This is a genomic window from Rhizobium rhizogenes NBRC 13257 (genome assembly GCF_000696095.1).
GTDB lineage: Bacteria > Pseudomonadota > Alphaproteobacteria > Rhizobiales > Rhizobiaceae > Rhizobium > Rhizobium rhizogenes.
In genome coordinates, this window is record NZ_BAYX01000001.1 from 56970 (window position 1) to 75890 (window position 18921).

Sequence of the window (18921 nt, forward strand, 5' to 3'; positions counted from 1 at the left end):
CCGATCGGGCCGATGCACACTGGAGAGAGATAGAACCATGACCGAAAAGACGGCACGCCGCGAGCTTTCGCTGACCCGTATCATCGACGCCCCGCGCGAGAAACTCTATCGCTGCTGGACGGAAGCGGACCTGCTGAAACAGTGGTTCGCACCGCTGCCATGGACAACGTCGGCCGCCGAACTCGATGTCCGCGCCGGAGGCACCAGCTCCGTCACCATGCGCAGCCCTGAGGGTGAGGATTATCCGAATGTCGGCGTCTATCTCGAGGTCGTCCCGAACGAACGGATCGTCTTCACCGATGCCTTCACCAGCGCCTGGGTGCCATCAGCCAAGCCCTTCATGGTGGTAACCATCCAGCTCGACGATCTCGGCGGTGGCAAGACGCGCTACACCGCAACGGTCCTGCATTGGACGGCGGAAGATCGTGAGGCGCATGAGAAGATGGGCTTCCACGAGGGATGGGGCCAGTGCACTGATCAGCTCGCAGTGCTGGCGGCCAGGATCTGAATTATCGAGTCATACCCTATAGATGTGCCAGAGCTCTATGCGGGAGATTCAGGGGCGAGGACTTGGGCTTGGCGCGGCCGAAAAACGGAGGACGCTTCGGAAAATGATTCCGCTTCTCCGCCGAAGCTGTTGATTTCGGATTCGATTTGCTAAGGCTCGCTCCCGCATGAATGAGAGGAGCGAGCCATGCTGCACGTCACCATAGCGCCAGTCGCGCAATCGGATGCCGAAGACCTGATTGCGGCCAATGTTGCGAGCCGCGCCTATCATGCGCCCTGGGCCTTTCCCTTTGTCGATCGCGATGGCTTCGATGTCTGGTTTGGGCAAACCGTGACCGGACCCAATATCGGCCTGGTGGCGCGCGACACCGGTTCAGGCGGCATTGTCGGAGTGGTCAATATCAGCCAGATGGTCTGGGGTGGTTTCCGCAGCGCCTTTCTCGGCTATCACGGCATGGTGGGTTTTGCCGGCCGGGGTTTCATGACCGAGGCGTTGCGTCTCGCAGTTGGCCATGCATTCGATACTGTCGGCCTGCATCGGCTGGAAGCCAATATCCAGCCCGCGAACCAGGCTTCCATCGCGCTCGTGCAAAGGCTCGGTTTTCGCATGGAGGGTTTTTCGCCCAAATATCTGAAGATCGGCGGTGTCTGGTGCGATCATGAGCGCTGGGCGTTGCTGGGAGACGATCCGCGACTTTGATCCGCAACATTAAGCGCTTTGGAGGTTGAATCCGAGACGGTGGGGAAGCTGTTGATTGCGGATTCCTATTAGGGGTTGCTATCGATATTATCGAACAAACCGTTCGACAATTCACATTTGCGATTGCAGCCCTGCCTTCCTATCTCGTCCGTCAACAACAGATGGATGTTTCACCATGGAACTTGGCCTTTATACTTTCGCTGACGTCAATCCCGATCCCGCTCTTAACAAGGGCGCGGAGGCAGCGCGGCGTCTGAACAATCTGATCGAGGAAATCGAGCTGGCCGATCAGGTCGGTCTCGATGTCTTCGGGCTTGGCGAGCATCATCGTCCGGACTATGCGGCATCGGCTCCGGCAGTGGCGCTTGCGGCTGCTGCCGCAAGGACGAAGAACATTCGGCTGACCAGCGCCGTCACGGTACTGAGCTCGGACGATCCGGTGCGGGTCTTCCAGCAGTTTTCGACGCTCGACCTCATTTCTAATGGCCGCGCCGAGATCATGGCGGGGCGGGGCTCGTTCATCGAGTCCTTCTCACTGTTCGGCTATAATCTCGAGGATTATGACCAGCTCTTCGAGGAAAAGCTCGATCTGCTGCTGGCGATCCGCGATGGCGAACAGGTAAACTGGACTGGCGAGATGCGTGCGCCGATCAACGGGCGAGGGGTCTATCCGCGGCCGCTGCAGGATCAGTTGCCGATCTGGATCGCGGTCGGCGGCACGCCGCAATCGGTGGCGCGTGCCGGTGCGCTGGGCCTGCCGATGGCGATTGCCATCATCGGCGGCGAGCCGCGCCGATTTGCGCCGCTGGTCGATCTCTACCGCGAGGCTGCCCGCCGCGCCGATCAGGATCAGGCTAAGCTGAAGACCAGCATTAACGTCCACGGTTTTGTCGCCGATACGACCGAGGCCGCCGCCGATCAGTTCTATGGCCCGCAGGCCGAGGTGATGAACCGCATTGGCCGCGAACGTGGCTGGGGACCGACGAGCCGGACGCAGTTCGATCAGTCGCGCGGGCCGCATGGCGCGCTGTTTGTCGGCAATCCCGAAACCGTGGCCGAGAAGATCGTCGCGCATCACAAGCTGTTCAAGAATGACCGCTTCCTATTGCAGATGGCGATCGGCACAATGCCGCATGATCAGATCATGCGCGGCATCGAGCTCTACGGCACGAAAGTCGCGCCGCTTGTCAGAAAGGCGTTGACTGAACAGGGCGGAGAGGCGAAAGCGATTGCTTGAGCCTTCGCGTCGGGAGTTTGCGGGGCGCGCGAGCCAGCCGGAAGCCGTGAATGATCATCTCGAACGACGACGAACTGACCAAGCTGAAAGAGATCGGCCGCATCTGCGCCAATGCGCTGCAGGCGATGGCGGCGGCGCTGGAGCCGGGCATCACCACGCTAGAGCTTGACGCCATCGGCCGCAAGGTGCTGGAAGACGCCGGCGCGCGTTCCGCGCCGGAGCTTGTCTATCGGTTTCCGGGCGCAACCTGCATCAGCGTCAACGAGGAAGTGGCGCATGGCATTCCCGGCCCGCGAGTGATCCAGGCCGGTGATCTCGTCAATCTCGACGTTTCCGCCGAGAAGGATGGTTTCTTTTCCGACACCGGCTCGTCCTTCGCCGTGCCGCCGGTCAAGCCGAAGATCGAACGTCTTTGCCGCGACGGCAAACGGGCGCTCTGGGTCGGTCTGAACCAGGTGCGCAGCGGCGCACCTTTCTCCAAGATCGGCCACGCCGTCGGTGCTTTCGCACAGAAGAACCGCTATACGCTGGTCGCCAATCTCGCCAGCCACGGCATTGGCCGTTCGCTGCATGAGGAGCCCGCGGAGGTATCCACCTGGGCGGATCCCGACGAGACCCGGATCATGCAGGACGGCCTGGTGTTCACCGTCGAGCCATTTCTGTCGCTCGGTGCCACCTGGGCGGAAGGCGGAGACGATGCATGGACGCTTTATGGCGATCCGCGCGCGCCGACGGTTCAGTTCGAACACACAGTCGTTGCCACCCGCAATGGTCCGATGATCCTGACGTTGGCTGATAGCTGAGCGGCCGGAGTGTTTCAGCGCTCCAGCCTCTCGTGTTCGACGTGATGCCAGGAATTGTTCTGGCTCAGTCTTCCGTCTTCGTCTCGCCGCGGATGATATCGGCGGCGGCCCGCTCGAGGATCACTGCGATGCGCGCGCCCTCAGCCTTGCTCCAAGGGTGTTTTGAGCGCAGCGCTGCGTGCAGAAGGTGGCGAGCGCGGTGAACGTCGCCGGCCTCGCGGCCGAATGGGCCGTCACGGCCTTCATCGTCTCCGTTATTCTCGCCGTCAAAAGCCCGTTTGACATGCGCCATTCTCTCGCCGATGGCACCCAGCTTGGCGAGCGTCGCCTCGACCAGCTCGCGGTTCTCTTCGACCCGCTTCTGGCCGCTTTCGGTAATCCGGTAGAGCTTCTTAGTGCCGCTCGCTTCGACTTCGGCCAGGCCGGTTTCTTCGAGATAGGTGAGGGCGGGGTAGATGACGCCCGGGCTCGGCACATAGAAGCCGCCGGAGCGCTCCTCCAGGGTCTTGATCAGTTCATAGCCATGGCGTGGCTGCTCGGAAAGCAAAGCGAGGATGATGAGCTGCAGATCGGCGGCGTCGAACTTCCGACCGGTGCGAAACCCGCCGCCGAACATGCCGCCCTTGAAGCCTCTCATGAACTCTCTCCCATGCCTGCCGCGGGAATCGCGGCGTTCGCCATGTCGTAGGATATATGCCTCGACGGTGTCAAAGCTATCGCCGAACATATGATCTCTAAAGCCTTTCATAGTGTGTCTCCTGTTGGGGTGATGTGATTTCGTATCGTTAGTCATGTCGTACGATATATATCGTAAGATAGCATCTTGCAAGAGGACGGCAATTTTTTTGCAGAATGAGGTGGGTGGGGCGTGTAGCGGAGCGGGAGAGCTGCCTATGGCCGGCTGAACAATTGCGTCACGATCACGGGATAAGCGATTACATTTGCGTAAGAATTCGGCGAGGTCGGTTGCCGCCTCTTGCGAACTGCCTTAGGTTCGCCGTTAACAAACGTCATTGCGGTTCGAAACCCCAATAAAGAAAGCTGCGCTTCTCGTGTTTCACTCTTTCTTCCCTCAGCCGAAATTGTTCTTCACGTCCATGTTGGTGTGGACCGTCATTTGTCTTGCTGTCTGGTATTCGTTTGGAGCGGACCTTGCGACGACCTACGGCATCGTTCCGCTACCGGAAGGTACAGAGCCTTATGACCTGACGTTCTTCCTGGTGGCCAGCAATGTCTGGTTCTACAGCTACTTCTTGCTTTGCGTCCTGTTGTTCTGTGCGGCGTGGCATATATTGGCGAAAGATCACCCGTGGAAGAACTGGTCGATCTGGGGTTCGGCGCTGATCGTTCTCGTCACGTATTTTTTGGTTCAGGCGGCGGTCGTTCTGAACAATTGGCGTCTTCCATTCGGAAATACCCTGCAAAATGCGCTTTCCAAACAAGGGAATGTTACTGCGTGGGATTTCTATAGTCTGTTCATCCTATTTGCAGAGCTCGCATTTCTCAGAATGTTTCTTCTGGTGATGACGGACTTCTTTACCAGCCATTACATATTCCGCTGGCGCACAGCGATGAACAATTTCTATATGTCGAAATGGGAAAAGCTGCGGCATATCGAGGGTGCGGCTCAGCGTGTTCAGGAAGACACGATGCGGTTTTCGACCATCCTCGAAGGGTTGGGCAGCAGCTTGATCAATTCGGTGATGACGCTAATCGTCTTCCTTCCCATTCTCTTCCAGCTTTCAAGCTACGTGACGGAGTTGCCGATCGTCGGTCAGATTGCGCATACACTGTTCTGGTTGTCGCTTTTTTGGTCCGTCTTCGGAACGCTTCTGCTCGCCATTGTCGGCATCAAGCTGCCAGGGCTCAACTTCCGTAATCAGCGCGTCGAGGCGGCCTATCGTAAGGAGCTGGTTTACGGCGAAGATCATGCGGACCGCGCTCAGCCAGCGACGGTCAAGGAACTGTTTGCCAATGTGCGGCGGAACTATTTCCGGATGTATTTTCACTATCTTTATTTCAATATCGCCCGCTATTTTTACATACAGGCCGACGGCATCTTCCTGACCATCATGCTTGTTCCTACGATCGTAGCGGGCAAGATCACTTACGGTATCTATCAGCAGATCCTGACTGCCTTTGGACAGGTGAGCGATTCCTTCCAGTACCTCGTTAGTTCCTGGACGACGATCATCGAGCTCCTGTCGATTCACAAGCGTCTCAAATCCTTCGAGGCGGCGATCGATGATGAGCCACTGCCGTCGATCGATCAGCGCTATTTGGAGCGTGAAGCGGGCGTCATTCACACGGATGGCTGACGAAACAAGGCCCCGGAAACGGGGCCTTTGTCATATGAGACGCAACGTCATGTCGGTCACGATCTCGTCTAGCCGTTGGTAAGTGAGATAAACTCCGCGTTTGCTGCTTGCGCCGGCCCTTCGCTTTGGCTCAGGGCGTTCGTCGCTGCAACGACCCATCGGGTCCGATTGCTCCAGCTTCGCTGGATCGCTCCTCACCCCTGCTGCGGTTTGCCGCGTGCTGCAATCATCGGGATCGCCTCGGAATAGCTGACGCAGGCGACGCCGTCTCTGTGGCAGACGTCGCTGACGAAGCGGTCGAGGGCGCGCCAATAGGCGCCGTCATTCATTTCGACGAAGTGGAAGCCGAGCTGTAGCGGGATGCGGTCGCCGTTGTACTGTTTGTTGAAGGCAGCTTCGAAGGCCGCGAAGGTGCGATCCTCATAGGTCTTGGAATTGGCCTTGTCCTCGACGCCCTTGGAATGGCGGACATAGAGGTTGTAGTCCATGCCGATCACCAGACGGTTTTCGGGGCCTTCGGGGAGCAGTGGCAGGCCGAAGCGATAGAGGCCGTCGACCACCTGCGGCAGTGCCGGACCCTTAGTGACAAGGCTTGCGTCATATTGAAAGCCCATCGCCTTTTCCGCCGGCACCAGCCCGTCGCTGGTGGAGAGATAGGGCGCGCGAAAACCCTTGACGTCATGGGTGGCGAAATCTTCCCAGCCCTGCGGCTCCTTGTCCGCCAGCCCGACATTCTTCCAGGCGTCGCGCAGGGCTACGCGGGCGCTCATGAAATCTTGTTTCCAATCGGCGGCGCTCCACGTCTTGCCGTCGAAATGGCCGCAGGCATGGCTGGAAATATCGTGGCCTTCCACATGCGCGCCCCAGATGTTGGCGATACGGGTCCGCACGTCGTCCTCGCTCTTGGCAAAGCCGACATTGGATTTGCCGGCCCGCTGTCCCGGCGCCTGATAGGCCTTGGCCTGGGTGCGGTTCATCAGGAAGGTGCAGGAGAGAAAGTAAGTGAAATGCGCGCCGTTGCGCGAGGCGATCTCGCGGCTCTTCGTCCACAGCGCGTTGTCGTGCGCGCCATCGAACGAGATCATCACCAATTGCCTAGGCTTCTCATCGGCCCGTGCCGCAACGGGAAGCGCCAGGGAAAGGGCGAGGGACGCAAAGGAGACAAAACGAAACATGGGCACCACGATTATCTGATCCAGCGTGTTCTCATTCGAAAGCCGCTACATACGTTTGGGGATCATGCCCCGGTTCCGTCGCTTCCTCTGCCGGAAATGCGGCAAAGCTACGGTGGCGCTGGTAATTTTCGCCATAATCGATACTGATGTCGTTACAACGGCAAAACAGGATTTCCTCATGTCATTGCTTATTCTCGGCATCGTTCTTTTCCTCGGTCTTCACCTGATCCGCGTCGTCGCGCCGGAATTCCGCCGCTCGACGATCTCCAGCGTCGGCGAGTCCGGCTGGAAGATCGGTTATTCGATTGCCAGCGTGCTGACGCTGATTCTCCTGATCTATGGTTTCGGGCAGGCGCGCGATATGACCCCGATCTGGTCGCCGCCATTCTGGATGAGCCATATTACCATTCTGCTGATGCTGTTCGCAATGATCTGTCTTGTCGCCTCGCTGTTGCCGGCGGGGCATATCGCGGTCAGGACGAAGCATCCGATGGTGCTGTCCGTGAAGATCTGGGCTTTGGCGCATCTGCTGTCCAATGGCGATGGTGCCGCCATGCTGCTGTTTGCCGCCTTCCTCGCCTGGGGCGTTATTCTCCGGATTTCGCTGAAGAAGCGCGAGCGCGCCGGCGAGATCGTGCTGCGCCCGTTCGTGTCGGCCAAATACGATCTCTATGTGGTCGTCATCGGTGTCGTCGCCTGGGGGTTGATTATTTGGAAGCTTCACGCGTGGATTATCGGGGTTTCGCCGCTCGTTATGTGACGATTTCTGCCATTCCCCCTTACAACAGCCGCAAAATGGGGTAGAAGGCGCACAACCCCATAAGCTCTTTGGAATAATTTGGCCTGGGCCGGAGACGAGAATGGCATTCAATGACGACAGCTTCATCCGCGAGGTGAACGAGGAACTGCGTTCGGACCAATTGCGGTTCGTATGGCGCCGTTTTGGCCGGGTTATCATCGGCGCTGCCGTGCTTATCGTTGTCGGCACCGCCGCTTATAGCGGCTACCGCTACTGGTCTGGTCAGCAGGCAGGCAACAGCGGCGATCAGTTCATTTCCGCACTGACTCTGGCCGATCAGAACAAGACGGACGAGGCGCTGGCAGCCCTTGCCGCCATCGAGAAGGATGGCAGCGGTTCCTATCCGCTGTTGGCGCGCATGCGCGCCGCCACGCTGCAGGCACAGAAGGGCGATACTGCCGGCGCCATTGCCGCTTTCTCGGCGATCGGCAAGGAAACGGGTCTTCCGACCGTAATCCGCGATGCGGCTCGCCTGCGCGCCGCCTATCTGCTGGTCGATACCGGCACCTATGATCAGGTTGCGGCCGAGGCGCAGGAACTGGCGGTGCCCGCCAATACGTTCCGGCACTCGGCACGCGACGTATTGGGCCTTGCCGCTTACAAGGCAGGCGATTTCGCCAAGGCGCGGCAATGGTTCCAGGCGATCGTCGACGATCCTCAGAGCCCGCGCAATGTCGGCAATCGCGCCCAAATGCTGCTTGACCTCATCACGGCATCCGGCAAGGCTCCGGCTGCAAACGGCTGAAGGGTAAATCATTAAATGAGTTTCACGGTTGCGATCGTCGGTCGCCCGAATGTCGGCAAGTCCACCCTTTTCAACCGTCTGGTTGGCAAGAAGCTGGCGCTCGTCGATGATACGCCGGGCGTCACGCGGGACCGTCGTCCCGGCGAGGCCAAGCTGATCGATCTCCGCTTCCGCATCGTCGATACCGCCGGTCTCGAAGAAGCGGACGAAGAGACGCTCGAAGGCCGCATGCGCGCCCAGACCGAGCTGGCGATCGATGAGGCCGACCTGACGCTGTTCGTCGTCGATGCCAAGATGGGCTTGACGCATGTCGACAAGACGCTGGCGGAGATGCTGCGCAAGCGCGGCCGTCCCGTCGTGCTGGTTGCCAACAAATCTGAAGCGCGTGGCTCCGATAGCGGCTTTTACGATGCCTATACGCTCGGTCTCGGCGACCCTTGCCCGATCTCGGCCGAACACGGCCAGGGGATGATGGATCTGCGCGACGCGATCGTCGAGGCGATTGGTCACGACCAGGCCTTCCCGCCCAGGGATGACGAAGCGGAGACGAATGTCAGCATTCCGCGTTCCGCCGTCGGCGAAGACGGCGAGGAGATCGACGAAGAACCGGCTTACGACGAGACCCGGCCGTTGCGCGTTGCCATCGTTGGCCGCCCGAATGCCGGCAAGTCGACGCTGATCAATCGCTTTCTCGGCGAAGACCGGCTGTTGACCGGCCCGGAAGCCGGCATCACGCGCGATTCCATTTCGGTCGACTGGACCTGGCGTGGCCGCACCGTCAAGATGTTCGATACCGCCGGTATGCGCCGCAAGGCCAGGGTAACCGAGAAGCTGGAAAAGCTCTCCGTCGCCGATACGCTGCGCGCCATCCGTTTTGCCGAGACCGTGGTCATCATTTTCGATGCTACCATTCCCTTCGAGAAGCAGGATCTGCAGATCGTCGATCTGGTTATCCGCGAAGGTCGCGCCGCCGTGATCGCCTTCAACAAGTGGGACATGATCGAGGATCGCCAGGCCGTGCTTGCGGACCTTCGCGAAAAGACCGATCGGCTGCTGCCGCAGGCGCGCGGCATCCGCGCCGTGCCGATCGCCGGCCAGACGGGTGACGGCCTGGATCGGCTGATGCAGGCGATCGTCGATACCGATAAGGTCTGGAACAAGCGCATCGCCACCGCCAAGCTCAACCGCTGGCTGGAAACGCAGCAGGTTCAGCATCCGCCACCGGCCGTATCCGGACGGCGCATCAAGCTGAAATACATGACACAGGTAAAGGCGCGTCCGCCGGCCTTCATGATTTCCTGCACGCGCTCGGACTCGCTGCCGGAATCCTACGTGCGTTACCTCATCAACGGTCTGCGTGCGGATTTCGCCATGCCGGGCGTGCCGATCCGCATCCATTTCCGCACGTCGGAAAATCCCTACGAGACCAGGAAGAAGCGGTGACGGCCTGAAGGATCAGGCTGCGCCCTTGTTCAGTGCTTCGCGCAGCGTGACGATTTCCGCTTTCAACCGCGTCAGCTCGGCCGCCGTTGTGTTCGACGCATCCAAGATGCAGGCGGGGATGCCGGCTGCTTTGGTCTTCAGGCCCACGCCTTCGCTCGTCAGGCGGATCAGTACCTGCCGCTCGTCTTCCTTGCTGCGGGTACGCTGGATGAAGCCTGCGACTTCCAGACGCTTCAGTAGCGGTGTCAGCGTGCTTGATTCAAGAAACAGCTTCTCGCCGATGCCGCCGACCGTTTGGCCATCCTCTTCCCACAGCGTCACCATGACGAGATATTGCGGGTAGGTGAGGTTCAGCTCGTCAAGCATCGGCTTGTACAGCCGGTTCATCGCATGGTTCGCCGAATAGAGGGCGAAGCATATGAAGTTATCCAATTTCAATAGGTCGTCGGTCATCTCTAACACTCCGTAGGGAGTCTATTTAAGTCGTGCGATAAACAATCGTAATCATAAAAATGCATGACTGCCATGCATGGTTCCCGATTTCCCGAGAAATGGTTGCTGAATTTCGCTGATATCGCTTATCGTTACATTCTTCCTCGACTTCTGTACTTGATTACTCAATAATCCAATCATGCTCACTCAAAATTTATGAGATGACTATGATCCACGCAGGCAAGCTCACAGAAATTATCGATGGCAAGGCCGTCAAGAGCCTTGCCGAGGCGCATGCGATCCAGGGCGCGGTGGTCGTCGGCCAGCCGGGCGGCTGGGCCGTTCTTGTACGCTACGGCACGGTCGAACGGGCCGTCGCCGCGCAACGGTCGCATCAACCCCGGCTCTGGCGGAACCTGAATACCGCCGTTTCTTTCGTGCGCGAGGAGTTGGGCATGCCCCGTTTTGAAATCGATACCGTCGACTACGATCCGGGCGCGGTCGAGCGCAAGCGCCCCGACCAGACGGAGCGGCTCCGCCAGCAGCAGGAAGCGGCGGCATACGACACATGGTTTCGTGCGCAGGTGCAGGAGGCACTGGACGGGATCAAGGATGGGACGAACCGGGTAATTCCGGAGGAGGAGTGGAAAGACATATCGGCACGTATGCGCGCCGATCTATTGCGCCGCGTCGCGGAGGAGAACCGCTAGGTTCTTGCTCCAATAAATGCTGCTTTTCCGTACCGAGACTTACCGAGCCGATCTGGAGAAGATTGTCGGCTATATCGCGCAAAATAACCTGACGGCTGCGTTGGCCATGTGGGATGAAATCGAAGCCCAAGTCGAGCGCCTTAGGGATTTTCCTCATTCCGGTCGCATTGGTCGCTTGCCGGGCACGCGGGAGTTGGTCGTGACGCGGACTTCGTTTCTCGTAGTCTACAGGGTCGAGGACAATATCGAGCTGATCCGTGTCCTGCACGGCGCGCAACAATGGCCGCCGGTCGATAGCGAATAGCAGGAACCTAGTGTTTGCGAACCAACGTCCGGCCGCGATGGTTGGCGACGCGGACGTTGCCGATGAATTGTGTCGTGGCGGCTTCCCAGGAATAGTTGAGCGCCAGCGCGCGAGCGGCCTCGCGGGAGGAGGAGAGTGCAGCGCGGCAGGCTTCTCCCAGGTCCTCATTGACGACGCCGGCTGTTTCGTCGCCGGCAAGAATGTCGGCGGGGCCGGTGACGGGATAGGCGGCGACGGGGATTCCGCTTGCCAGCGCTTCCAGAATGGCATTGCCGAATGTGTCGGTCTTCGACGGGAAGACAAAGACATCGGCCTGCGAATAGGCGTGTGCGAGGGCCTCGCCGAACTTCGAGCCGAGGAAATGCACTTTCGGATACAGTTTCTGCAGTTCTGCGCGCGCCGGGCCGTCGCCGACGACGACCTTTGAGCCCGGCAAGTCGAGATCGAGGAAAGCCGGCAGGTTTTTTTCGAGCGCGACGCGACCGACGGTCATGAAGATCGGGCGGGGCAGGCCGAAGGGATTTTCCTCCAGCGGCTGCGGACGAAACAGCGTCGAGTCGATGCCGCGGCTCCAGGGCAACAGGTTGCTGATGCCCTTCTGCTTGAGCTCGTAGGCAAGGCTCGGTGTGGCGACCATGCAGCCGAAGCCAGCATTGTGGAACCATTTGACGAAGGCATAGAGCCAATTTTGCGGGATCGGCAGCCGGGCGGCGACATATTCGGGGAAGCGGGTGTGGTAGCTGGTCGAAAACGGCATGCCGTTTTTCAGGCACCAACGCCTGGCCGTCAGTCCGAGCGGGCCTTCCGTTGCGATATGCACATAGGTCGGTTGAGCCGCTTCGATCCGGGTTGCGACCTTGCGGTAGCTTGCGATCGACAGGCGGATTTCCGGATAGGTCGGGCAGGGAATGTTGCGGAAGCCTTCCGGCGTGATCATGGTCACCTCAATGCCCATGCGCGCCAGTTCGCGGTTGGTGTTTTCGATCGATCGCACAACGCCGTTCACCTGCGGATGCCAGGCATCGCTGACGATGAGCAAGCGCTCGGGCACTGCGACCGGGGTCGCAGCCTGATCCCATATCTTGTGATCGATGTCCGACAAACGTTGCAACATGTCCAAAACGTTCCATCCGCACCGCACCTCATGGTGCCGGTACAACCAAATGCGGTGCAACAAAGGTGATTCCCGCGCCTGTTCTATTGTGCGGGTTGTCCATGATGGAAATATTACAGCGCTCAGCCGGCCAGCTGGAGCTTTTCCGGGGGCACCAAGGCGCCATGTTCCTGGATGACTTTCGCGGCAATCTCGGCGGCGAAACGGGCAGCGGCGACGGGATCGTCATGCTCCAGATAATGGGCAAGGAAACCGCCGTTGAAGCTATCGCCGGCGCTGGTGGTGTCGATGACCTTGGCGACTTTCACCGCCGGAACCAGCGTCTCGCCGGCGTCGGTGCCGATGGTCGCGCCTTCAGGCCCGTTCTTGACGACGACCATGTTGGCGCCGTGCTGGCGATAGCGGCGGATGGTGCCGGCAATCGAGTCGTCGCCGAAATGTGCAGCCTCGTCGTCGAAGCTCGGCATGACCAACGTCGAGGCGCGGGCGCCTTCGCCGATCAAGGTGTGCATTGCGTCGAGGCTTGACCACAGGCGCGGACGAATATTGGGGTCGAAGGCCACCAGCTTGCCGATGGCCTTGGCGCGGCGAAGTTCGGCGAGCAGCGTTTCGGCATCCTCATGCGAGAGGATCGCCAGGGTGATGCCGGAAAAATAGAGGACGTCGGACGCTTCGATCGCGGTGCGTAACTGGTCGCCATCGGCAGCGAGCTGGCGGGCGGCGGAGCTGTCGCGCCAATAGCTGAAGGAGCGTTCGCCGTCCTTCAGATTGATCATGTAGAGGCCGGGTGTCTTGCCGCGAAGGCGGCGGATATTGGCCGTGCCGATGCCGTGTGCAGTCATGAAAGCGAGCATCTCGTCGGACATGGCGTCATCGCCGAGTGCGGTGAAATAATCGATCGCCCAATCTTGTGGCAGGCAGGCGCGGGCATACCAGGCGGTGTTGAAGGTATCGCCGGCAAAGCCCTTGCGCAGGTGACCGTCCTTGGTCTGCGACAGTTCCACCATGCATTCGCCGATCGATAGAAAACACCCGCCCAAGACTTGCCTCCCGCAGTTTGCCTGCTTGCTGCATACCCGCATGGGACCGCTTGGGCAAGGTGGACGGCGGGCTCCGCCGTCCACTTTTGCTGCCTTAGGGCAAGTCCATATGATAGCACGCCGCGGTTTGGCCGGGGCGGACCTGCTCGGTTGGCGGCGCTTTCGTCCGACAGATATCCGTCGCCTTCCAGCAGCGCGGCGAGAAGACGCAGCCGGGCGGGGGATAGAGCGGCGAGGGCGGATCGCCCTGCAGGCGGATGCGCTCGCGACCGCGCGCCAGTTTCGGATCGGGGATCGGTGCCGCCGAGAACAGCGCCTGCGTATAGGGATGTGCCGGATGGTCGAAGACGGTAGCGGCGCTGCCTGCTTCCACGACCTTGCCGAGGTAGAGCACCAGCACGTCGTCCGAGATCAGACGCACGACGGAGAGGTCGTGGCTGATGAAGATCAGCGTCAGGCCGAATTCCTTGCGCAGCTTGCGCAGAAGCGTGATCACCTGGCCCTGGATCGAGACGTCGAGCGCGGAGACCGGCTCGTCGCAGACGATCAGTTTCGGCCGTGTGATGACGGCGCGGGCGATGCCAATGCGCTGTGCCTGTCCGCCGGAGAACTCATGCGGATAGCGATTGATCATCTCCGGCACCAGGCCGACGGCGGCCATGATCTCACGGACGCGATCCTGTCGCTCTGCTCTCGTGAGCTTCGGCTCGAATACGGTGAGCGGTTCGGCGATGATGTCGCCGACGGTCATGCGCGGGTCGAGCGAGGCGATCGGATCCTGAAAGATGATCTGCATGTCGCGGCGGGCGGCGCGCATTTCCTCTTCGGACAGATCCAGCAGATTGCCGCCCTGCCACATGATCCGGCCCTTCTGCGCCTTGATCAGCCGCAGGATCGAGCGGCCGAGTGTGGACTTGCCGCAACCGGATTCGCCGACGATGCCGAGCGTGCGCCCGGTCTTCAGCTCGAAACTGACATCGTTGACCGCAGTCAGGATCAAGGGCGGCTTGAAGAAGGATTTCGAAGGAAGCTCGAATTCGGTGGTCAGGTGCTCGACCTTCAGAAGCGTTTGCTCAGCCATGGACGAGGCTCCGTTCCTGATTAGCCGAAAGGGGATGGAAACAGGCGGCGCAACGCTGTGATGCCAGCTGATTGAGCGGTGGCGCCGCATCAAGACAGTCGTCCTGTACATGGGCGCAGCGCGGCGAGAAGGAACAGCCGCGCGGCAGGTGCATCAGGTTCGGCGGACGGCCGGGAATGACGGCGAGATCGTCGACGTCCTGATCCGGCCGTGGGATCGAGGCGTGCAGCGCTGCGGTATAGGGATGAGCCGGATTTTCGAACAGCTCCTCGACGGGTGCTTCCTCGACGATGCGGCCGGCATACATGACGGCGACACGATCGGCGAGGCCGGCGACGACGCCGAGATCGTGGGTGATCATCACCAGCGCTGTGTTCATCTCCGCCGTCAGCTCGTTGAAGAGATCGAGGATCTGGGCCTGGATGGTGACGTCGAGCGCGGTGGTCGGCTCGTCGGCGATCAAGAGCTTCGGCTTGGTCAGCAGTGCCATGGCGATGACGATGCGCTGCCGCATGCCGCCGGATAACTCGTGCGGATAGAGGTTGAAGCGCCGGGAGGGGTCGGGAATGCCGACACGCTTCAGCATGTCCAGTGCGGCCGTCGAGGCAGCGCGTGCGGACAGTCCGCCATGGACCTCGAGCTGTTCAGTCAGTTGTCGCGAGATGCGCAGCGATGGATTGAGGGCTGTCATCGGGTCCTGGAATACCATCGCTACATCCTTGCCGCGCACATGATCGAGTTCGCGCGGCTTCAGTTTCAGGATGTCCTTGCCGTCCAGCAGTGCCTGGCCGCTGGTACGGCCGTTCTTGGCGAGCAGGCCCATCAGGCCGAGGAAGGTCTGGCTCTTGCCGGAGCCGGATTCGCCAACGATGGCAATGCGTTCGCCACGACCGATCTTCAGGTTCATTTTCGAGACAGCGGCAACTTCACCCTCCGGCGTGCGGAAGGTGATGGAGTAGTCTTTGAGTTCGAGAAGTGTTTCTGTCATGTCAGCGATCCTTCGGATCGAAAGCGTCGCGCAGGCCGTCACCGATGAAGAGCAGGCTCATCAGCAGGGCAACGAGGAAGCCGGCGGGGAAGAACAGGAGCCAGGGCGTGGTCTCCATGCCGGCCGACCCCTCGGCGATCAGTGTGCCGAGCGAAGTCAGCGGTTCCTGCACGCCAAAGCCGAGATAGGAAAGAAAACTCTCCGTGGCGATGATCTCGGGGATGGTGAGCGTTGCATAGATGACGACTGGCCCGACGAGGTTCGGAACGATGTGCTTGAGGATGATCTTGAACGGACGCTGGCCGGAGGCCCGCGCCGCCTCGATGAATTCCCGCTGTTTAATGGACAGCGTCTGGCCGCGCACGATGCGGGCCATGGTCAGCCATTCAAGCGCGCCGATCGCCGCGAACAGCAGATAGACGTTGCGGCCGAAGATCACCATCAGCAGGATGACGAAGAGGACGTAGGGCAGCGCGTACATGATATCGACGAAGCGCATCATGATGGCGTCGACACGGCCACCGAAATAGCCCGACACGGCGCCGTAGAGCACGCCGATGACGACCGAGACCAGGGTGGCGACGAGCGCGACGGTCAGTGAAACGCGCGTGCCGTAGAGCGTTCGCGCCAGGAGGTCACGGCCGTTACCATCCGTGCCGAAATAGTGACCGGCGGCAAAGTCCGGCGCGCCTCGGAAGGAGTTCCAGTCGGGGTCCTCGTAGTTGAAGGGGAGCAAGCTTGGGCCGACGATGGCGATGAGGACCAGCAGTGCCAGCACAATGAGGGAAAGTGCGGCTGCCTTGTTGCGCAGCAGGCGGCGCAGCGCGTCGCCCGAGAGAGAACGTCCTTTCGGTGCGAGCCCCTCGGCTGCAAGCAACTCCGCTTCCAGTAGTTCTCGTTTGGCGGAATTGAGGATCATCGCATTCTCACTTTCGGGTCGAGCCAGGCGTAGGCGATGTCGACGATGAGGTTGAGGACCACGATCAGAACCATGTAGAAAATGACCGTGCCGAGGACCATGCCGTAATCGCGATTGAGCGCCGCACCGACGAAGTAGCGGCCGATGCCGGGAAGGCCGAAGATGCTTTCCACCACCAGTGAACCGGTGAGCAGATAGCTTGCCGCCGGCCCGAGATAGGAAACGACGGGCATCATCGCAGGCTTCAGTGCGTGACGCATCACTGTCAGCCGCGGGCCGATACCCTTGGCCTTGGCTGTGCGGATGAAGTTCTGGCCCATTACCTCGATCATCGAGCCGCGCATCAGGCGTGAGATGCGCGCCGCATGCGGCAGGGTCAGAACGATGATGGGCAGGACCAGGAACCGGATCGAGCCGTCGCCCCAGCCGCCGACCGGCAGCCAGCCAAGCGTGTTGCCGAAGATAAGCTGGAGGATCGGGGCAATCAGGAAGCTCGGCATGACGAGGCCGAGAAGCAGACCTCCGCCCAGCCAGTAATCGGCGCTGCGGTTCTGATACAGCGCCCCAAGACAGCCGACGAAAACGCCGATGACCGTGGCGAGCACGAAGGCCGCGCCGCCGATGGTCAGCGTGTAGGGAAAGCCGGACATGATTTGCTGGGTGACGGTGAAATCCTGGTTGGCGAAGGAGGGGCCAAGATCGCCCTTCAGCACATCACCGACATAGATGAGATATTGCTCGACCAGCGGCTTATCGAGATTGTAGTGGGCCGCGAGGTTGGCTTTGACTTCCGGCGGCAATGGCCGTTCGCCATCGAAAGGACCACCGGGAGCAAGTCGCAAAATGAAAAAACACACTGTCACGGCAATCCACAAGACGGGGATTGTCGACAGCAGACGACGGAGAGCGTAACGGAACATGGGTGCGTTGAGGCCCCGCCCGGCAAGAGCGGGCAGGGCCTTTTCCTATTATTGTTTGATGGACAGCCAGCGGGTACGGTGAATGTCCTGAATATTGTCCACGAAGCCTTCAACCTTCGGTGCAACGATATTCTGCGAAACATAATAGTAGATCGGGATCGCGGCGCTGTCGTCGAGTGCCAGCTGTTCGGCCTTCTTGTAGACCTCGGCACGCTTCTTCAGATCGATCTCTTCGTTGCCCTGCTTGATCAGGGCATCATATTGCGGGTTGCTCCAGCGGCCGTAGTTCATTTCGACGCCGGTCGACAGTAGGTTCAGGAAGTTGATCGGATCGTTGTAGTCGGCGAGCCAGCCTGCACGGCCGATCTGTACTTCGCCGCGCTGCATCTCGTCGTAATGCACCTTGGTTTCGGTGTTGTAGAGCTCGATCTCCACGCCAAGCGGTTTCCACATGGCGGCGATCGCAACGGCGATACGCTTGTGGTTGTCGTTGGTATTGTAGCGGAGTTGCGCCTTCAGCGGATGGTCGGGGCCGAAGCCTGCTTCCTTAAGCAGTTTCTTGGCCTCTTCGACCTTCTGCTTGTAGGGCTCGTCCTTCCAGCTGACATAGGCCGGTTCGCCATAATTGGCGGTGCCCGGCGGCACCCAAGAATAGGACGGCAGTTCGCCGGTGCCGAGGATCTTCGGGCCGATGACTTCGCGGTTGACGGCCATGGAGAGGGCCTGACGGACGCGCTTGTCGTTGAAGGGCGGCTTGGTGGAGTTCAGGACGTAGTAATAGGTGCCGAGGAACGGAACGACATGCGCCTGACCAGGAAGGTTCTTCTGGATCCACTCATACTGGTCGGCGGGGAACGAGGTCAGGATGTCAAACTCGCCGGCGCGGTAGCGCTTCAGCGCCGCAGCCTGGTCTTCCAGCGTATAGTAGTTGACGTTGTCGATCTTGATGTCCTTGGCGTCGTAATACTGATCGCTCTTGACCATGCTGACATGCGAACCGGGCACCCATTCGGTGGGCTTGTAGGGGCCGTTGGTGACGATGTTGCCGATCTTGACCCACTCGTCGCCCTTGGTCTCCACGACATGCTTCGGCACCGGATAGGCCGTGTAGTGCATCAATGCGTTGAGGAAGTAGGGGGTGGGGTTTTCGAGCGTGATTTCCAGCGTCTTGTCATCGATCGCCTTGACGCCGAGCTGGCTGAGATCCTTGATCTCGCCCTTGTTGATCTTTTCCGCGTTCAAGATCGTATATTGCAGGTAGGCATATTGGGCGGCGGTCTTGGGATCCATCAGGCGCTGGAAGGAGAAGACGAAGTCGCTCGCGGTCACCGGCGTGCCGTCCGACCACTTGATGCCGTCGCGCAGCTTGAAGGTATAGACCTTCTGGTCCGGGGAAATGGTCCAGCTTGCAGCCTGCCCAGGGATGGGGTTGTCCTTGGGATCTTCGGTCACCAAGCCTTCGAAAATATCACCGTCGATGCGATTTTCCCAGTCGCCGGAAATCTTCTGTGGGTCGAGCGACGTGGGGTCGCCGCCATTGTGGATATTGAGGGTCGCCGCATGTGCGGAAACACTCAATAAGGTGCCGACGAACGCCGACGCGATGAATTTTCGAGTGAAATAAGCCATATCTATTCCCCACCTTTCTGGAGTTACGGACCTTGTTTTTTCAAGGTTATTTTAGTT

The 18921-nt window shown here is 60.0% G+C and carries 20 protein-coding genes; 10 read left to right on the top strand and 10 right to left on the bottom strand.

Annotated elements, in window-relative coordinates; translation table 11 throughout:
* Positions 1-37 precede the first annotated feature (37 nt).
* The 4 genes from RRH01S_RS00255 (at position 38) to map (ending at position 3247) form a co-directional block, all read left to right on the top strand.
* Complete coding sequence (locus RRH01S_RS00255) at positions 38-508, top strand: SRPBCC family protein (protein WP_042469606.1); 471 nt, start codon at positions 38-40, stop codon at positions 506-508.
* Positions 509-694: 186 nt separating this feature from the next.
* On the top strand, positions 695-1207 hold the full coding sequence (locus RRH01S_RS00260; protein WP_042469607.1) for a GNAT family N-acetyltransferase: 513 nt from the start codon (positions 695-697) through the stop codon (positions 1205-1207).
* Positions 1208-1382: 175 nt separating this feature from the next.
* On the top strand, positions 1383-2444 hold the full coding sequence (locus RRH01S_RS00265; protein ID WP_042469609.1) for an LLM class flavin-dependent oxidoreductase: 1062 nt from the start codon (positions 1383-1385) through the stop codon (positions 2442-2444).
* Between the two features lie 50 nt (positions 2445-2494).
* Positions 2495-3247 (top strand): type I methionyl aminopeptidase, encoded by a 753-nt coding sequence (gene map, locus RRH01S_RS00270; protein ID WP_007692404.1) that lies wholly within the window; start codon positions 2495-2497, stop codon positions 3245-3247.
* A gap of 64 nt (positions 3248-3311) precedes the next feature.
* Here the strand turns inward: map and RRH01S_RS00275 are convergent, their stop codons facing one another.
* Positions 3312-3884: a PadR family transcriptional regulator gene (locus RRH01S_RS00275; protein ID WP_042469994.1), complete on the bottom strand. Its 573-nt coding sequence runs from the start codon at positions 3882-3884 to the stop codon at positions 3312-3314.
* 415 nt (positions 3885-4299) lie between these two features.
* Between RRH01S_RS00275 and sbmA the strand changes: the two genes are divergently transcribed.
* Positions 4300-5565 carry a peptide antibiotic transporter SbmA gene (gene sbmA / locus RRH01S_RS00280; protein ID WP_012652007.1) on the top strand — a complete coding sequence of 422 codons (1266 nt, stop codon included), beginning with the start codon at positions 4300-4302 and terminating at the stop codon, positions 5563-5565.
* 194 nt (positions 5566-5759) lie between these two features.
* On the opposite strand, the gene RRH01S_RS00285 is transcribed toward sbmA, so the two are convergent.
* Positions 5760-6740, bottom strand: a complete 981-nt coding sequence (locus tag RRH01S_RS00285) for a polysaccharide deacetylase family protein (protein WP_042469613.1) — start codon at positions 6738-6740, stop codon at positions 5760-5762.
* 178 nt (positions 6741-6918) lie between these two features.
* On the opposite strand from RRH01S_RS00285, the gene RRH01S_RS00290 reads away from it, so the two are divergent.
* The 3 genes from RRH01S_RS00290 to der all read left to right on the top strand — a co-directional run bounded on the left by RRH01S_RS00290 (position 6919) and on the right by der (position 9727).
* A complete protein-coding gene (locus tag RRH01S_RS00290) occupies positions 6919-7500 on the top strand; it encodes an NnrU family protein (RefSeq protein ID WP_042469996.1) in 582 nt (193 codons plus the stop codon).
* Between the two features lie 100 nt (positions 7501-7600).
* Complete coding sequence (locus tag RRH01S_RS00295; protein ID WP_042469615.1) at positions 7601-8284, top strand: tetratricopeptide repeat protein; 684 nt, start codon at positions 7601-7603, stop codon at positions 8282-8284.
* A 15-nt stretch (positions 8285-8299) separates the two neighbouring features.
* Entirely contained in the window at positions 8300-9727 is a 1428-nt protein-coding gene (gene der / locus RRH01S_RS00300) for a ribosome biogenesis GTPase Der (RefSeq protein ID WP_042469616.1), read from the top strand.
* Positions 9728-9739: 12 nt separating this feature from the next.
* Here der and RRH01S_RS00305 read toward each other — a convergent pair whose 3' ends face one another.
* Positions 9740-10180: a MarR family winged helix-turn-helix transcriptional regulator gene (locus RRH01S_RS00305; RefSeq protein WP_042469618.1), complete on the bottom strand. Its 441-nt coding sequence runs from the start codon at positions 10178-10180 to the stop codon at positions 9740-9742.
* A gap of 206 nt (positions 10181-10386) precedes the next feature.
* Between RRH01S_RS00305 and RRH01S_RS00310 the strand changes: the two genes are divergently transcribed.
* Together RRH01S_RS00310 and RRH01S_RS00315 are read left to right on the top strand one after the other, a co-directional pair.
* Positions 10387-10869: a calponin homology domain-containing protein gene (locus RRH01S_RS00310; protein WP_042469619.1), complete on the top strand. Its 483-nt coding sequence runs from the start codon at positions 10387-10389 to the stop codon at positions 10867-10869.
* A 16-nt stretch (positions 10870-10885) separates the two neighbouring features.
* A complete protein-coding gene (locus RRH01S_RS00315; RefSeq protein ID WP_042469621.1) occupies positions 10886-11173 on the top strand; it encodes a type II toxin-antitoxin system RelE/ParE family toxin in 288 nt (95 codons plus the stop codon).
* Positions 11174-11180: 7 nt separating this feature from the next.
* Here the strand turns inward: RRH01S_RS00315 and RRH01S_RS00320 are convergent, their stop codons facing one another.
* The 7 genes from RRH01S_RS00320 to RRH01S_RS00350 form a co-directional block, all read right to left on the bottom strand.
* Positions 11181-12287 (bottom strand): glycosyltransferase family 4 protein, encoded by a 1107-nt coding sequence (locus tag RRH01S_RS00320; protein ID WP_042469622.1) that lies wholly within the window; start codon positions 12285-12287, stop codon positions 11181-11183.
* Positions 12288-12409: 122 nt separating this feature from the next.
* On the bottom strand, positions 12410-13369 hold the full coding sequence (locus RRH01S_RS00325; RefSeq protein ID WP_042469624.1) for a sugar kinase: 960 nt from the start codon (positions 13367-13369) through the stop codon (positions 12410-12412).
* A 52-nt stretch (positions 13370-13421) separates the two neighbouring features.
* Positions 13422-14408: an ABC transporter ATP-binding protein gene (locus RRH01S_RS00330; protein WP_012652000.1), complete on the bottom strand. Its 987-nt coding sequence runs from the start codon at positions 14406-14408 to the stop codon at positions 13422-13424.
* A complete protein-coding gene (locus tag RRH01S_RS00335) occupies positions 14401-15396 on the bottom strand; it encodes an ABC transporter ATP-binding protein (protein ID WP_012651999.1) in 996 nt (331 codons plus the stop codon). Before RRH01S_RS00335 ends, RRH01S_RS00330 begins: the two co-directional genes overlap by 8 nt.
* Position 15397: 1 nt before the next feature.
* Positions 15398-16315, bottom strand: coding sequence for an ABC transporter permease (locus RRH01S_RS00340; RefSeq protein WP_042469626.1), 918 nt, complete (start codon positions 16313-16315; stop codon positions 15398-15400).
* The gene (locus RRH01S_RS00345) at positions 16312-17235 is read right to left on the bottom strand and encodes an ABC transporter permease subunit (RefSeq protein ID WP_007692419.1); all 924 of its coding nucleotides are present in this window, start codon (positions 17233-17235) and stop codon (positions 16312-16314) included. The genes RRH01S_RS00340 and RRH01S_RS00345 overlap by 4 nt, the downstream gene beginning before the upstream one ends.
* Positions 17236-17283: 48 nt before the next feature.
* Entirely contained in the window at positions 17284-18864 is a 1581-nt protein-coding gene (locus RRH01S_RS00350) for a peptide ABC transporter substrate-binding protein (RefSeq protein ID WP_012651996.1), read from the bottom strand.
* Between the last annotated feature and the right edge of the window lie 57 nt (positions 18865-18921).

Coding starts and splice junctions, on each gene's coding strand:
- RRH01S_RS00255 (WP_042469606.1), top strand. CDS start 38: ATGACCGAAAAGACGGCACGCCGCGAGCTTTCGCTGACCCGTATCATC.
- RRH01S_RS00260 (WP_042469607.1), top strand. CDS start 695: ATGCTGCACGTCACCATAGCGCCAGTCGCGCAATCGGATGCCGAAGAC.
- RRH01S_RS00265 (WP_042469609.1), top strand. CDS start 1,383: ATGGAACTTGGCCTTTATACTTTCGCTGACGTCAATCCCGATCCCGCT.
- map (WP_007692404.1), top strand. CDS start 2,495: ATGATCATCTCGAACGACGACGAACTGACCAAGCTGAAAGAGATCGGC.
- RRH01S_RS00275 (WP_042469994.1), bottom strand. CDS start 3,884: ATGAGAGGCTTCAAGGGCGGCATGTTCGGCGGCGGGTTTCGCACCGGT.
- RRH01S_RS00285 (WP_042469613.1), bottom strand. CDS start 6,740: ATGTTTCGTTTTGTCTCCTTTGCGTCCCTCGCCCTTTCCCTGGCGCTT.
- RRH01S_RS00290 (WP_042469996.1), top strand. CDS start 6,919: ATGTCATTGCTTATTCTCGGCATCGTTCTTTTCCTCGGTCTTCACCTG.
- RRH01S_RS00295 (WP_042469615.1), top strand. CDS start 7,601: ATGGCATTCAATGACGACAGCTTCATCCGCGAGGTGAACGAGGAACTG.
- der (WP_042469616.1), top strand. CDS start 8,300: ATGAGTTTCACGGTTGCGATCGTCGGTCGCCCGAATGTCGGCAAGTCC.
- RRH01S_RS00305 (WP_042469618.1), bottom strand. CDS start 10,180: ATGACCGACGACCTATTGAAATTGGATAACTTCATATGCTTCGCCCTC.
- RRH01S_RS00310 (WP_042469619.1), top strand. CDS start 10,387: ATGATCCACGCAGGCAAGCTCACAGAAATTATCGATGGCAAGGCCGTC.
- RRH01S_RS00315 (WP_042469621.1), top strand. CDS start 10,886: ATGCTGCTTTTCCGTACCGAGACTTACCGAGCCGATCTGGAGAAGATT.
- RRH01S_RS00320 (WP_042469622.1), bottom strand. CDS start 12,287: ATGTTGCAACGTTTGTCGGACATCGATCACAAGATATGGGATCAGGCT.
- RRH01S_RS00325 (WP_042469624.1), bottom strand. CDS start 13,369: ATGCGGGTATGCAGCAAGCAGGCAAACTGCGGGAGGCAAGTCTTGGGC.
- RRH01S_RS00330 (WP_012652000.1), bottom strand. CDS start 14,408: ATGGCTGAGCAAACGCTTCTGAAGGTCGAGCACCTGACCACCGAATTC.
- RRH01S_RS00335 (WP_012651999.1), bottom strand. CDS start 15,396: ATGACAGAAACACTTCTCGAACTCAAAGACTACTCCATCACCTTCCGC.
- RRH01S_RS00340 (WP_042469626.1), bottom strand. CDS start 16,315: ATGATCCTCAATTCCGCCAAACGAGAACTACTGGAAGCGGAGTTGCTT.
- RRH01S_RS00345 (WP_007692419.1), bottom strand. CDS start 17,235: ATGTTCCGTTACGCTCTCCGTCGTCTGCTGTCGACAATCCCCGTCTTG.
- RRH01S_RS00350 (WP_012651996.1), bottom strand. CDS start 18,864: ATGGCTTATTTCACTCGAAAATTCATCGCGTCGGCGTTCGTCGGCACC.